The organism is Chitinophaga sp. (assembly GCF_019236475.1).
Lineage (GTDB): Bacteria > Bacteroidota > Bacteroidia > Chitinophagales > Chitinophagaceae > Chitinophaga.
This window is the reverse complement of the sequence record NZ_JAFAIX010000009.1, coordinates 520887-535926: the sequence shown is the minus strand read 5'-3', so window position 1 is coordinate 535926 and position 15040 is coordinate 520887. Positions and strand designations below refer to the sequence as shown.

11 protein-coding genes are annotated in these 15040 nt (G+C 45.5%); 4 read left to right on the top strand and 7 right to left on the bottom strand.

Annotated features, from left to right (window positions below; genetic code table 11):
- Positions 1-219 precede the first annotated feature (219 nt).
- On the bottom strand, positions 220-432 hold the full coding sequence (locus JO154_RS26515; protein ID WP_366935586.1) for an integrase core domain-containing protein: 213 nt from the start codon (positions 430-432) through the stop codon (positions 220-222).
- A gap of 1518 nt (positions 433-1950) precedes the next feature.
- Between JO154_RS26515 and JO154_RS13470 the strand changes: the two genes are divergently transcribed.
- From JO154_RS13470 to JO154_RS13455, 4 genes are all read left to right on the top strand, one after another.
- Positions 1951-4365 (top strand): prolyl oligopeptidase family serine peptidase, encoded by a 2415-nt coding sequence (locus tag JO154_RS13470; RefSeq protein ID WP_291946277.1) that lies wholly within the window; start codon positions 1951-1953, stop codon positions 4363-4365.
- Between the two features lie 256 nt (positions 4366-4621).
- On the top strand, positions 4622-5188 hold the full coding sequence (locus JO154_RS13465) for a PAS domain S-box protein (RefSeq protein WP_291946275.1): 567 nt from the start codon (positions 4622-4624) through the stop codon (positions 5186-5188).
- A gap of 60 nt (positions 5189-5248) precedes the next feature.
- Positions 5249-5953 carry a hypothetical protein gene (locus JO154_RS13460; protein ID WP_291946273.1) on the top strand — a complete coding sequence of 235 codons (705 nt, stop codon included), beginning with the start codon at positions 5249-5251 and terminating at the stop codon, positions 5951-5953.
- A gap of 68 nt (positions 5954-6021) precedes the next feature.
- Positions 6022-8652: an alpha-L-rhamnosidase gene (locus JO154_RS13455; RefSeq protein WP_291946271.1), complete on the top strand. Its 2631-nt coding sequence runs from the start codon at positions 6022-6024 to the stop codon at positions 8650-8652.
- On the opposite strand, the gene JO154_RS13450 is transcribed toward JO154_RS13455, so the two are convergent.
- The 6 genes from JO154_RS13450 to JO154_RS13425 form a co-directional block, all read right to left on the bottom strand.
- The gene (locus JO154_RS13450) at positions 8653-10248 is read right to left on the bottom strand and encodes a Na+/H+ antiporter (protein ID WP_291946268.1); all 1596 of its coding nucleotides are present in this window, start codon (positions 10246-10248) and stop codon (positions 8653-8655) included.
- Between the two features lie 31 nt (positions 10249-10279).
- Entirely contained in the window at positions 10280-11131 is an 852-nt protein-coding gene (locus JO154_RS13445; RefSeq protein WP_291946266.1) for an NAD(P)-dependent oxidoreductase, read from the bottom strand.
- A gap of 242 nt (positions 11132-11373) precedes the next feature.
- Positions 11374-12324, bottom strand: coding sequence for a hypothetical protein (locus JO154_RS13440; protein ID WP_291946264.1), 951 nt, complete (start codon positions 12322-12324; stop codon positions 11374-11376).
- Between the two features lie 181 nt (positions 12325-12505).
- The gene (locus JO154_RS13435) at positions 12506-13351 is read right to left on the bottom strand and encodes an NAD(P)H-binding protein (RefSeq protein WP_291946262.1); all 846 of its coding nucleotides are present in this window, start codon (positions 13349-13351) and stop codon (positions 12506-12508) included.
- Between the two features lie 387 nt (positions 13352-13738).
- Positions 13739-14575 (bottom strand): hypothetical protein, encoded by an 837-nt coding sequence (locus tag JO154_RS13430; protein WP_291946260.1) that lies wholly within the window; start codon positions 14573-14575, stop codon positions 13739-13741.
- A gap of 7 nt (positions 14576-14582) precedes the next feature.
- Positions 14583-15029: a MarR family transcriptional regulator gene (locus tag JO154_RS13425; protein WP_291946257.1), complete on the bottom strand. Its 447-nt coding sequence runs from the start codon at positions 15027-15029 to the stop codon at positions 14583-14585.
- Between the last annotated feature and the right edge of the window lie 11 nt (positions 15030-15040).

Sequence of the window (15040 nt, the reverse complement as noted above, 5' to 3'; positions counted from 1 at the left end):
CAAGGGAGCTCCAGTTCATGCAGTTTATTTGGCAATTAGACTAAAAAGAAAAATATTTTTATCTATCGACAAGTATTCAAGTGATAAGAATAGATATTCTTTCAAAGGAAATACAGGCCTTATAAAACGAGATAATGAACAGAAAAGTATTAGTTTTTTTCAGTTGTTGTAGGCTCCCCTTTATTTAGTACCACCGTTTTTAGAGAATTCAATTATTTGTTAAGACTTCGTTATGCAGATCCGCATACGCCAACTGCGATAGATATCCCAGAGCCTTATGGGTCTTTCCGTATTGTAATCTATACACCATTGTTCGCTAACGGCCCAGACCTCTGAAAGTCGATGGAAGATGTAGGCATTTAGTAATTCTCGCCTCATACTGCCAATCTTTCGTTCGATATAGGCGTTTTTCATTGGCCTATCAGATTCGATATACTGTTAGGTAATTCCATTTTCAGTGCAACATTACTGCAGGCGATAGCTGATAAATTCACGTCCATTATCCGCTCTAAGATTAGCTGGCTTCCCATGCCTTGCGACAATCTGGCTCAGCGCTACACGTAAAGATGGTAATATCTCATATCAAGCTACCCTAAAACTAGCCAGTAATATACTCTAAAATTGACTTCTTCATAAAACTATTAATTTCTTTATTCTAAGATTGATCACCAGCAGCCATTTAAAAGTTCTGTATGAAAGTAGATATACTATTCCTCTATTAATATTCTTGTAAACCACCTTTACTCCTTTCCCTACTTTTAATTTTCAGTCTCCTTGATATAACATAAACCTCCTATTTCGACTATATTATTGAAATATCATTCAATTTCCCCCAACTGACACTGTCGTTGCAGCACCAGTATTTAACTTTATATATTCAGACTGAAGACCATAAACCGATCTCATAACTTTTAAACTAATCCAGTTGGAAATTTCCAATTAATTGAAAGGAAAATATTACATGGAAATTGAAGAGATACACGTTAGGCGTAGTGTGAAATCAAGATTAACATTACCATAAAAAATCATATTATTAAAAGAACCAATATCTTAATTGCAATTATTTCTGTCCTTGCAGTTGCGAGTACTGCTTTTGCTCAATTTGCAAGAACAATACATCCTTTTTACAGGCCAGGCTCAGATGGAAGATGTAACGCTCTTACCATGTTGACACTAACGACAGCGCCTCAACCTGGGCAAGCACCAATTGTGACGATGATAACTCTGACTGAAACTATTTATCCTTGTCCATTAACTGTCTACATGGTTGGCTAGTACTAAAGCAGGTGATCTCCTATACTATCAAAATTTAAATAAGTTAAAACTTCCGACAATACTCAATGGAGAGCATTTCTAAATGAATATTACACGCTTTAACACACTTGAATCCGCATAAAATAAAAATTAACCTTAAATAAGTAATAATATGAAAAAAGCCACATTCTTAATGGTAGCCCTCCCTGTAGTAGCTATTGCAAGTGTTAGTCTCGCTGCATTTGCAAGATTTCCCAATATCTTTTACAAAATGGGACCTGATGGAAAATGTACAGTTCAGACTATCCTAACTCTAACAACAGCTCCCCAACCAGGACAGCAAGGGGTTATCACAAATTTATCAACAGCTCCAACTCAAGGTCCCTGCACTATAACTGTATATACTTGTGCCTAGTAATATTTTCATATTATCAGTTGCTCATTTTTTGGGAACTGATTAGAAATTTTTATACAGATAGGGTACGCTTTGTTTGAATTTTGCCCGGGAATAGCATCATATTATAACTTTTAACAAACCTATTCAGTACGGTTACTTAGTAACAGATGGTTTACTGTCTTTGGAGTATTGGATATCCCGCCGCCCCTCTATTTGTATAAATAAAGACTACTGAACGCTATTCAATAAGCCCCTTCTATATTCTATGACTCAATATCGCAACTAATTAGCCCTCCCTCATGCGCCAACTCCTTCTCCTCCTCGGACTCCTATTCACCTACAACTACACCCATCCACAAAACCTCTCCCCCTCTGGCCACCACCTCCTCCTCCAAACCACGCAAAACACCTACTCCATTCACCACCTCCTCACCCCCTGGAACCTCACTTTCCGCTCCACTAGCTTTCCACTATTTGTACAAGATTTCCTGGTAAGCACCACCAGTGATACCCTCACCATCATAGATTTAAACAAAGAGAAAGCAACCTATCTTACAGGCATACGAGGCTTCAAAGCGGGGGGATCCGCCGAGTTATTAGTAATTAAAAATGATAACACACATTCGATTGTTAACTTGCAAACTGGCACTGAATATGAGATCCAGTCTGGCCAGGGCCTCGATTTTCCGGGAGGTAAAAATATCTTAATACTTCAACAGGATAATTCCTTACGGCTACAAGATAATAAAAACCTACAAATCTGGAAAGGCGAAACCCCGAAAAATATTATAATCGATAAAAAGCAGCAGCAACTGACCTTCACCGTCAACAACGACCTCTGGGCATATGCACCCGGTATTGCTACTGCGAAGTTGGTATGCCACGATTGGACGGATAAAGCCGTGGTACAGTATTTAGAACAACCTGGCTATGCCATTTACACCCGAAAATCCAGTACCACAAACAGCACCACTAACCCTCAAATCTGGTCCTACGCTAATCCGCAAACGGTACCCAGCTACCTGAATAATATCTCCAACACTGGGGTGATTAATTTGTACACAGGCACCGAAACCGACCTGGGAGAAGGCAATTCCTTTATCCTGAGAACCATGCGAGACACCTTGCTATCTTGGAAAAAGGATAATGATGGCCTAAAATTCACGATTACAGCCCTTACAACCGGGAAAAAGCAAGTCATTGATGATCCGGCTATCGCGGCAGGGGCTATCGCTAAAAGGGGCATTTCCCCGGATGGAAAGTGGCTGGTCTTCTTTAGGGATAATGCCTGCTACAGCTATCATATCGGCTCCGGAACGATCACCCTTATCAGTCAGCAGATACCCACCTCTCTACTAGGGATCTACCGAGACGATATCAATAACACCGCCCGTGGCGTAGCCGGATGGAACGCCGCAGGTACGCGTGTATACGTCTACGATACCTATGACCTCTGGTCTGTAGATCCGGAAGGAAAATCAGCGCCCGTGAACCTGACCAATGGCTACGGCGCTCGGCACCATGTCCTCTTCCATGTACAGGATTTTCAAGGGGTATCACCCCAACGGGTGATCCAATTCCCATTGATATTAAACACCTTCCAACTGGAGAATAAGCAAAACGGTTTCTTCAGGATTAAAAATGAACAAGGCCATGATCCCGAACTACTCACCATGGGTGATGTACAATACGATATCATGAACAACCCCTATGTGCCGGATGGTAGTAATTTCATGCCCCTAAAAGCCAAAGACGCGGAGGTATATATTGTAAGGAGACAAACAGCTATCCAACCACCCAACTTCTTCCTCACAAAGGATTTCAAGTCATTCCGACAATTAACTTTCACCCCACCGGATAGCAACTACACCGCCAGCTTGCACCCCTTCACTTCGCTGGATGGGCAACAACGACAAGGCATCCTCTACAAGCCATGGGACTTCGACAGCTCCCGGAAATACCCCATCATTGTACATATCTATGAACGTAAATCCGATGGATGCAACAGCTATCTCCCCGTCCAAACGCTGAACAATGGTTGTAATATCAATATCCCTACGTATACCCGCCAAGGTTACCTCGTATTTACACCGGATATCTACTATCAACCCGGCAACCCTATGCAAGGCACCTACGATGCGGTAATCGGTGCCGCGGAATACCTGGAAAAACTACCATACGTAGATGCCAAACATATGGGTATCCAAGGCTGCAGTTGGGGCGCCATCCAGATCAATTACTTGGTGACTCATTCTGATAAATTCGCCGCTGCCTGCTCCGCTTCTGGTGTAGCCGACTGGATGATGGCATATAACTCGATCCTATGGAATGGCATGGCCAAACAAGATGAATTTGAATCCGGACAATTCCGTATGAAGGCCACTCCATGGGATATCCCTGAGCAGTATATCCATAGCTCCCCTATCTACGCGGCCAATCACATGAATACACCCCTGCTATTAATGCATACCACCAACGATGGCACCTGCCCCTTTAATAATATCCTCTCCTTCTTCCTCGCCTTAAGACGCCTGCATAAGCCCGGGTGGCTACTCCAATACAATGATGGCAACCACGGACTATTCGGCCCCTCTGCGGTCGATTTCAGCACCAGAATGATGCAGTTCTTCAACTATTATCTAAAGGGAACACCGCGTCCGGAGTGGCTGGTAGAACCAACACACAAACCTTTATTAGATGTTAATGATCACTGATTAACAAGTGTATAACTTCAGGATAACGAATGCATAACTAGTTATTGACAACTCGATTCAATTTTCCTTCGGATATTTAACCTGTTGAAATGATTCGTTTCAATAAGCTAAATACAGAACAACCATTACCAACAAACATTATCCAATCCACACGTCTTCCCTGCGTAGTTGGATGGAGATAATTCAAATGAGGCCATGTGACTGTATGCTTTAGGTATTAAAATTTGTTTGTTAAACTCTCAAAAAATTTTTAAACATGAAAAACAATAAGCATGCAGTGCTCAATACTATCCTGATAGTACTGCTATTATCCATTGTAGGGCTATGCCTGTACCAGACAATGCTAACACTGGAACTGGCTTGGATAGCTGCTCTCCTTGTTTCACTGACGACAGTATTGATGTACGTTCTTTACAGAAGGGCTGGCGCTCGTGCGGAGAAGATCATCGCGGACTATAAAGCCCGCATCGGTGACGATGATGATGAAGATGCCCCACCAGAAGTAGGCGTATTCTTCGTAGACAAAGACTTGAATTTTTCCTACATGAACCGTGAAATGCGACGCATCTGCGGCTATAAATACAAAGAAATTGTTGGAAAACCATGGACTTTCATGTGCTCCGACTTCCTGGCAGAATGGCTACACACCGTAGTCACCACCTGGTTAGACGATGTCATGCCCATTGTCAGACCTTTCATAGATATCAAAACGAAAGATGGCAAAACGGTAAGACTATTAGCCTTTATCAGTCTGATGGAACAACCCAACAACAACACCTTGTTTCAGGCTATTGTAAATATAGTGCCACTGAAAGAGGATTAATTTCACTTATTTCTTTTAACCAGGCCCTGCATTCGTGTAGGGCCCTTCATCAAAATAACCATGCGTAAGATTACGGAAGTATTTATCCCTCAACTTCAAGGGTTCAGCCAAATACTCGAATCTATCCATCAATTGCACAATGAACATGTGACAGTCATGCAGCAATGGCAAACATACCTTCAGTCAGAATGCCAACACCTGCTAGTACAAATGGAAACGGGCGTAAACGCACTCCCCGTTAATAGTAAGTACTATGAATCCATGCTCACCAACTTGTCTCATGCCATGGAATTCCAGGAAGCCGTCAATACGCTCCGGAACGTGCTCCAGGAATATGAAGCAGATACCAATAAAACATTGCGGATATTCAGTTCCCACTGGAAAGATTTTGCATCCCTCAAAGCAGTAGAATACTTGATCGATTACCTCCGAGAGGAACATAATGCATTTACCTCTATCCAGAAGTTCTATCGTACCTCCGGACTAGGTGTATCCATGGAATTGGATATGCTGGCCTATAATACAACAGAACTGTTCATAGGCTCCGTTGTGCAATATTTTGAAATGGGACACTTGAACCTGCTCCCGAAGTTTGAAGAACAACTACGCCAGTCTACACCGGAATTCGAGCATCTATACTTCCAACCCATTTACATCTGCATGCACGCCGACCAGGATGCGATCAGCAAAGCAAAAGAATGCGGCGTCTGGATACTGCAATGTATCGGCAACGGACATAATAACTTTCGTTGGTATTCCCAGTGATTCCATCCTTTTTATTTTTAGCTGTGAGGTTTGTTGATTAACTTAACAAAAGATCATCAGCAAAGGACATGCTCCAAGTTCTTAAATATCTCCCAGCCTTTCTACTGGGTTGCTGCCTCGTTACCGCCAACGCTCAGCAACCTACTACTACCCATTTACGCTGCGAATACCTCTCCCAACCACTGGGTATCGATAACCCACATCCAAGACTGTCTTGGGAAGGTGTTACCAATTCCACGTCCTATACGGTGCAGGTACGATATCAGGATAGCCTGGTATGGACTGCCACTACTCCCAATAACCGGATAGTGTACAACGGTCCTGCCTTACAGCCATTCACCTCCTATGACTGGATGGTAGCTTCCGCCGACAATACATCCCGCAGTTGCAGCACTTTTGAAACAGGCATGATGAACGCTAAAAATTGGAAAGGGGTATGGATCAGCGATAATCACCCCTCTGATTTTAAAGCAGCGCCCCTGTTCAGAAAATCATTCGTCTCCCTAAAAAAAATTACTAGCGCACGCGCCTATATCAGCGCAGCCGGCCTCTATGAGCTCTATATCAATGGCCATAGAATTGGCCATCACCTGCTGGATCCCATGTTTACCCGGTACGATAAACGCCTCCTATACGTCACCTATGATGTGACCCAGGCGTTACAACAAAACGAAAACGTTGTCGGGGTCATTTTGGGAAACGGCTGGTACAACCTGCAATCCACTGCTGTATGGAATTTCGATAAAGCGCCCTGGCGAAATCGGCCTACCTTCTGCATGGACCTACACATCACTTACAACGATGGCACTAGTACCATCGTCTCCACAGGGCCTGATTGGAAAACATCCACAGCAGACATTACCTTCAACAGCATCTATACCGGCGAACACCAGGACCTCCGATTGGCCCAACCCGGTTGGGACGCCCCCGGATTCAATGACCATGAATGGACGAGCGCACAAATCAGAAAAGCCCCAGCGCCTGTTATCACCGCACAAACAATGCTACCCATTGGCGTAGATACTATTCTCCCGGCCACGACTATACGTTCCTTCAGCGATACCAACTGGGTATTCAGCCTGGGACAAAATATCGCAGGCGTTAGCAGTATTATGCTGGATGGTCCTGCCGGCACAGTGGTGCAACTGAAACATGGAGAACAACTTTACCCCAACGGTCATGTAGATCAATCCAATATCGATATACACTATCGCCCGACAGATCATTTGGATCCCTTCCAAACAGATATCTATATCCTAGATGGGAAAGGGCCACACCAGTTCACACCGCACTTTAATTACAAAGGGTTCCAATACGTGGAAGTCACCAGTAGTAGGCCTTTACGGCTTACGAAAGAAAGTCTGCATGGTATTCGAATACATAGTTTGGTACCGATAGCTGGCGGTCTCCATACCTCCAACCCACTGCTCAATCAAATCTGGCAGGCGACGAATAATTCGTATCTCTCTAACCTCTACGGCTATCCGACAGACTGCCCCCAGCGGGAGAAAAATGGATGGACCGGCGATGCGCATATCGCTTCAGAAACTGGGCTGTATAACTTCGATGGCATCACGGTATATGAGAAATGGATGAACGACCATCTAGATGAACAACAAGCCAATGGCGTGTTTCCAGCTATTATCCCTACCGGCGGGTGGGGGTATGAATGGGGCAATGGGCCCGACTGGACCAGTACCATTGCTATCATTCCCTGGAATCTTTATTTATATGATGGAGACACCACCTCCCTTAGCCACTGCTACTCCGCCATCAAACGGTATGTAGATCAAATTACGGCTAGAAGTCCGGGGGGCCTCTGCCACTGGGGCCTAGGCGATTGGGTGCCTGTGAAATCCAAAACTCCTGTGACATTTACGTCTACGGCCTACTATTATGCAGATGTATGCATCCTGGCGAAAGCCGCGAAAATACTGGGTCATAAGGTCGATTACCAACATTATACCCGGCTGGCGCAATCTATAAAAGATGCTTTCAACGATAAATACCTGGACCCACTCACAGGCGTATACGATCAGGGCTTCCAAACGGAACAATCCGTAGCGCTTTACTGGGGCCTGGTGCCAGATACCCTGGTCAGTTGGGTGGCAGCCGCACTCGCACAACGAGTGGTCACAGACCATTACCAATTGGATGTGGGATTATTGGGGTCCAAGACCATCCTCAATGCACTCAGCGAGAACGGCTATCATAATATAGCATACCGACTCGCCAGCGCCAACAAAGAGCCCTCCTGGGGATGGTGGATGGAGAAAGGCGCTACTACCCTATACGAAAATTGGGCTTTGCAAGGGAAATCTGATCTCTCCCGCAATCATATTATGTTCGGGGAAATCGGCGCCTGGATGTATAAACAGTTGGCAGGTATCAAACCAGATGAAAACCATCCTGGCTTCAAACATATCATCATTGAGCCCAAGATTCCTGTGAACCTAGACAGCCTGGAAGCTTGGCATCAAACGCCTTATGGAAAAGTGATGGTGAAATGGAAAAAGCTGAAACAGGGGGTGGAACTGCGGATTAATATTCCCGCAAACACTACTGCTACTTTTAGGATGCAGGCTGCTGATAGAACAAATGTCTATGCCAATGGAAAATTACTAGAAAATGAGTCCGGATACCATACCCTCGAGATCCGTAATCCCGGACTACAATACCTGATCCTTATGCAGCAATAATTAGCCAATATCAAACTGCAAGCGAAGTTTCTCTTCTTCTACATCCAGCAGCTCATGGAATTTACGAATGATTTCATGATCGGTGGCGTAGTCCTTGTTTAAGTCTGCCAGCACTTCCCGCTGGTATTCGATCAGTCGGAGGGATATCGTGAGATATTCTTCTTTCTCTGCTAGAGTGCCTTCTTTACCGCTGGTAAGGAGATGCAGTTCTTCCAGTTCCTCCCGCATTTTCTTTACAGCACTATTGGATGCTAGTGCATCTTGGTGTTCTTCATCTAGGAAGCGCATGCTGGCATGCAGGAGTTTTTTCCGGATCTTTTTTTCTTGTTCCTTTTCTGGTAGGGCATGATCGTCATCTGTAGGTCGGATCAGTCGGATGACTAGCGGTAGGGTGAGTCCTTGGATCACCAAGGTGAGTAGGATAACCGTAAACGTGATGAAGAGAATGAGGTTGCGTTGTGGGAATAGGTGGCCTTGATTATCCATGTATACCGGTATAGACAAAGCCGCCGCCAATGATACCACCCCGCGCATACCCGCCCAACCGAGGATCAATGGGCCTTTCCATCCCGGGCGCTTACTGGCAGTGGTGATATACCTACTGATAAACACCGTGAATACAGAGGTGCCCAAGGTAGTGAGTATTCGGCCTACCATCAGTACTCCCGTGATAATCAAACCATATTTGATGGCTACCCAAATACTACTGGTACCTAGTTCTTTAATGATGACCGGCAATTCCAGTCCTATCAGCATAAACACGACCCCATTCAATATAAATCCCAGTGTGGCCCATACATCGCTACCGGCTATACGACTTCGGTTAGAGAGGAATTCATGGCTACGGGCGGAAAGAAACAATCCACCTGCTACCACTGCTAGCACACCGGAGCCATTGAACTCTTCCGCAGTAATGTACATCACATAGGGGGCCGTTAGCGTTAGTACGATATCCACATGGGTAGTAGTGGGCATCCAACGATGAATGCCGTAATAGATCAGTGCCACTAGGATTCCAACTAATACGCCTACTACAATCACCACTACAAAACTCACAGCAGCCTTGTACAATATAAACTGGCCGGTGGTCACCGCTAGCATAGCAAAACGGAAAACAATTAAGCTACTCGCATCGTTCATGAGACTTTCCCCTTCCAGGATAGCGCTCATCGCTTTGGGGATCTTGACATATTTGAGAACCGTAGTAGCAGAAACAGCATCAGGGGGAGACACGATACCCCCCAACAGAAAGCCTAATGCCAGCGTGAATCCGGGGATGATAGCGGTAGATACCAATGCCACCACGCCAGCAGTCATGATAACAATGAGAAAAGCAAAACTTAAGATGATCCGTCGCCAGCGCCAGAAATCTTTCCAGGAGGTATACCATGCCGCCTCGTATAAGAGAGGCGGCATGAATATCAGGAGGATCATTTCGGGATTTATTTCGATGGCAGGGAGCACGTGCATGGTGCTCAATACCAGTCCTGCTAAGCAGAGTACTATAGGATAAGCGATTCTCAGTTGTCCTGCCAGCATGATCAAAAACAAGATGATAATGATGAGCAGTATATGCTGAATAAAGGTTGTTAACATAGCGATCTGCTTTGCAATATGGTGGTGAAAATTATTTCACGTTCGCACTCCCGATCACTGTCCAATCTTCGCTGCCATGGCCTTTGTCGATCCATTGGTCCATCAGCGCCGCAATAGCCGGGATCACGTTTAGTTCAATGCCCGCCTTTTCTGCTTGATTCATGAACAGTTGGGTATCTTTCCTGGCCATGTTGAGCTCCCAGGATGGTTTGCTGTAGTCTCCCGCAGTCATACGTTGAATGCGCATTGGCAATGCATTGGCAGGATTCCATTCTTTAAAGAGAGACGATACCGCATCCACTGGCACATCCATGGATTTCGCCAAGGCGAAAGTATCTGCGAGGCCAGCGGTGAAAGTAACGAGGAACAAATTACCGATCAGCTTCAGCGCAGCACCACGGCCAGTTTCCGGCCCTAGGTTCAATACTTTGCCCGTCATGGATGCTAATACGGGTTCCATTTTCTGGATCAATGCCTGGTCTCCGGAAACGAGCATGAAGCCAGAACCATCTAGCGCATTGGCGGGTCCCATGAAAACAGGGACATGCATATACGTAAACCCTTTTTCTCTCCAGGCGGCCGTTCTGGCAATAGCGCCTTCTTTGGAGGTGGTGGTATGATCGATGATGATGGCGCCAGGCTGTAATCCTGGTAATGCCGCCGACAGTACTTCTTCTACAGCAGCGTCATCTTTCACCACGAGATGTATGCGATCTGCGCCGCGTACCGCATCCGCTACGTTTTCAAAAGCAACTGCTCCATCTGCTTCCAGGGCTTTCGCTTTAGAAGCGGTACGATTCCATACCTGTACTGCTTCTCCTTTTCTTCTTAACGCCTTTACAAAATTAGAACCGAGTAGGCCCATTCCTAAAAATGCTATCATAGTGCTACGTTTATTATTGCTTTGTCAAATAAAGATAACAAATGTATGCTCGCCAAAGCGCAATGCATTCTCGCAAAGGCGCAAAGAAAAAACGCAAAGGCGCAAAGGAAATTTTATTCCTTTGCGCCTTTGCACGCTTATGTTTGGTCAAATACAAATTAAATAACCAATCATAAGTCTTTGCTCCTTTGCGATCCTTGCGTGAAACTTCTGCGATCCTTGCATCCCCCTGCGTGATACATTTAGTTCACGGTTACTTGTGATCCTGGTTGCAGCTCATAACCTTTGCTGCCTTTATACACGAATCGTTGTACTAGGGTGAATTTCCCCGTTTTCTTTCCTTTTTTAATCAGCTTCGTTACTTCTGCAGGCAGTGGTTCCAGGTCGTCGGTATGGTAGGTACCTTTCCAAGTAATCACGATATCGCGGAAATATTTTTTATCGCTGGCAGGAACGGTGTATTCGCTGGTCCAGGTGCTGAAATGGCCATCCTCGTTGTCACCGCCACTTTTCTCTACGCCATAGGCAGCCATTACTTCTTGGTAATTGCCATTCATGCCGGCAATCAGGTAAAGGGTGGTATAGAAAGGTCCTCCACCGGGGCCATTGGTATGTCTGAGTACAAAGGCATATTGATCTTGGCCTATCTGTAGCGGCTTAGGCGTAGGCGCCTGGCTGAATGCCCCGTAAGCCTTGATGGCAGGGGTATACATCCGCAGTTTCCAGCCACCGTCTGTGAGTACAAATTTGGCCAGTCCGAGGAGTCCGCCGGTGAAGCGGGATGTTTGCATACCATCTTCATCAAACTCAGAGTGGTTAAAGCTGATCACCTTGTACTGCATGCCGGAGGAATCCTTGAAGTCCATGATATTCATCAAACGGGTAGCCACGCCCCCTTTATAAGGGAAGGGGCCTCCGTTATCTTCATTGACATCCTCATACTGCTTGGCCTTACAAGTAGGACAAGTCCAGTTGATCATCTCATTTTTATAAGATCGGGTAAGATTATAATATCGTCCGGGAAAGAGCGCCAACATGGCTTTCTGGCCATTGAACGGCTCTGGGAGAATGATTTCGCGATTATTCGTCAGTACAGAATCACTTACTGCTTTTTTCTTCAGCACTACATCTGTCTGGGCATAGCTACTGGCGGCTACCATAACGCCGGCCAGGAAAGGTATCAGGAACCTCATGGAATAAAAATTAAAGACACTAGCAAACGAGGTGCAAAAGTGTGATTTTTTTCAATACCAAGAGATTAAAGTTTCCTAATTTTTTTGGGGGTGTTGGCAAGGTATGATCGTGTCTCCCTATATCATCACCCGCCCTTGAGCGCCCTCCCAAGAACGGGTGATGTAGCCATGGCAACTGGAATCAATTTTCGCCCAGGAATGCCCGAATATCCAGGGTTGGCTTGTCCAGGAATTGTTGCCAAGTCATATCGGTCAAACTGAATTCACGGTTCCGGATACTGGCAGCCATACTGCTGTAGAAGTCGACCGCTTCCGGAGGGAGGCCGAAACCTTCCATTTCCGTTCTGAATTCCTCCTCACTGATATTAGTGTAAGTAGCAGGCAGACCTCTTTCTTCGCCCAGGATGCGGGCGATATCGCCGAATGAATAAGCATGGTCTCCGGTAATATTGAAGCTGCGGCCGCCTTTGGCAGGAGCTGCTAGCACTTTCGCCAGTGCTTTCGCAATATCTTCTCTGCCTACGAAGCTGATCGCCCCCTCTCCGCCTGGGTAACGGATCTGGCCCGTTTCCATCGCTGGCCCGATGAACAATGGAATCGTTTCCAGGTACATACTGTTACGGAAAATGGTGTAGTGCATGCCACTGTTGCGGATGGCCACTTCTGTGTTGTAGCAGGTACGGCCTCCATCGAATATTGCAGCGGAGGAAGGTTGCAGGGTACTGGTATATACCAGGTGTTGAATACCTGCGGCAGCAGCGGCTTTCACGACTTGTTCTTCCTGGAAGGTGGCATGGTCGCCGTAGGAGGCGCTAGATATTTGCAAAAGGGTGTCTGCACCGCTGAAAGCTGCTACCAGGGAATTATAATCGTCGTAGTCGGCTATTTTCACCTGCATGCCTGGTACCGTTTCCAGTTTATTGGGATCACGGACAATCGCAGTAATGTTTTCTGGAGAAACAGTTTTCAGTAATTGTTGTATGGTGGCTCGGCCAAGGTTGCCAGTAGCGCCTGTAATTGCTATCATGTTCTTTTTTTTATCAAAGGTAGATGGGCCTGTATCGGGAAAATAGAACAAAACCGACAGGGTATAAAAAAGGATCGGGAGTGACGTCTGCGATGTCACTCCCGATCTTTTTTATTTTATTTTTTCGTTGACCCTTCCCGCTGGGCAGGGTCGACAAGATGTCTTGCCTTCATTTCGGGTGTTTTTCCCGTATCTAAATAGGTGATTTTCCGGGTCTTAAACCTGTAGCAAGCCCCTACATTTGTATAACGCTAATGACTCTACGAAATACGCCTATGACTATCCCTATTCTTATAACGATGACTTAATACGTCCGAGAATTCCCTCAAAAACCAAGGACTTTGGAAGAAGATGAATTTCATCCATTGTTCGCCCCAAAAAATACCCCTACTTCAGAATCATCACCGGCAGTTGGGCTGCTTTATAAATTCCTTCAGAAATACTTTTATGCGTCAGGGTATAGAGGAAGCTGTGTTTCCCTGGTAACGCCACAATCAACTGGATATTGGTGGTGTGGGCATAATCCACAATGCAATTGATGACATCCTTATCATCCCGGAATTCCACATGGAAATTATATTTATGCAGGTAGGATTTCAGTTTGTCCATAGCGGCTTGGAACTCTTCATCCGGGTGTTGGTAGTGTTGTTGGGGGTCTACATTCAATATCACCAGTTCTTGCGGTACCCAGAGGGGAGTATGTTGGAAGTGGCGGATTTTATCCAGCGTTTGCATGGCTTTGAAATCCACTGGTATCAGCGCCTTTTCAACTGGCTGATAAGCCATGCCAGCGGGCACCACCAGTACCCTCACAGGACTGGCCTTGGCGATGGCTATCAGCGAAGTGCTTATAATATCGTCTCCATTTTTGTTTTCCAGCATCACCAGTTGCGGATTTTCTGAGTGGATAGCATCCACTACTGCACGGAGTAAAGGCAGTTCGCTCCAGGCCATGGTGACTTCAATGGATCCGCCTACCATTTTCTGGAGGGCTTGTGCCAGGTCATTGAGTTTCCACATCACATCTTCACGATGACTGGAAATATTATCCGGATTTACGGCTACGTAATCGGCCGACATGGCCATGGTACTGAAAACATTCTCATAGAGTGACTGCAACAGTACCACTCGCTGGTATTCATATTTTTTCACCCATGCTGCGGCATAGTTCATCAATGTCAGATAGGTGGTATTGGCGTCTACAGGTATCAGTAATGTTTTCATTGTATTGTTACTTCAGATTTTCGTTCATTTTACGGGCTATTGCTAGTGCCAGCGCAATGCTTTCCACAGAAATGCCCTGTGTAGCCTTCGTATACAGCTCTTCCACCCAGGGGCCAAGTTGTTGTAGCAACTCCCGGCCTTTAGCCTTCAGGAAGATCTGTTTGTTCCGGCGATCGTTCTGGTCTTCTATTCTTTCTACCAAGTCTCGCTTTACCATATTAGAGATCAGGTAAGTGATACTGGATTTATCTTTTATTAAAACATCCGCGATTTCTTGCTGGATCATGCCGTCTTTTTTATGGAGCAAAGCAAGGATCTCCAGCAGTTCAAAACTGATGTCCCAATTACTTTCTTTAATTTTCCTTTGCAGAAACTGCCGCAATTCATTTCTTACTTCTGCTGTCTCCCGGCCTAGTTCTCGCGCCAGATCTACTTTATTCAATATAGGTTCCATATAAACAAAGA

Coding starts and splice junctions, on each gene's coding strand:
- JO154_RS13460 (WP_291946273.1), top strand. CDS start 5,249: ATGCGTAAGATTACGGAAGTATTTATCCCTCAACTTCAAGGGTTCAGC.
- JO154_RS13430 (WP_291946260.1), bottom strand. CDS start 14,575: ATGAAAACATTACTGATACCTGTAGACGCCAATACCACCTATCTGACA.
- JO154_RS13425 (WP_291946257.1), bottom strand. CDS start 15,029: ATGGAACCTATATTGAATAAAGTAGATCTGGCGCGAGAACTAGGCCGG.
- JO154_RS13440 (WP_291946264.1), bottom strand. CDS start 12,324: ATGAGGTTCCTGATACCTTTCCTGGCCGGCGTTATGGTAGCCGCCAGT.
- JO154_RS13445 (WP_291946266.1), bottom strand. CDS start 11,131: ATGATAGCATTTTTAGGAATGGGCCTACTCGGTTCTAATTTTGTAAAG.
- JO154_RS13435 (WP_291946262.1), bottom strand. CDS start 13,351: ATGATAGCAATTACAGGCGCTACTGGCAACCTTGGCCGAGCCACCATA.
- JO154_RS13470 (WP_291946277.1), top strand. CDS start 1,951: ATGCGCCAACTCCTTCTCCTCCTCGGACTCCTATTCACCTACAACTAC.
- JO154_RS13450 (WP_291946268.1), bottom strand. CDS start 10,248: ATGTTAACAACCTTTATTCAGCATATACTGCTCATCATTATCATCTTG.
- JO154_RS13455 (WP_291946271.1), top strand. CDS start 6,022: ATGCTCCAAGTTCTTAAATATCTCCCAGCCTTTCTACTGGGTTGCTGC.
- JO154_RS13465 (WP_291946275.1), top strand. CDS start 4,622: ATGAAAAACAATAAGCATGCAGTGCTCAATACTATCCTGATAGTACTG.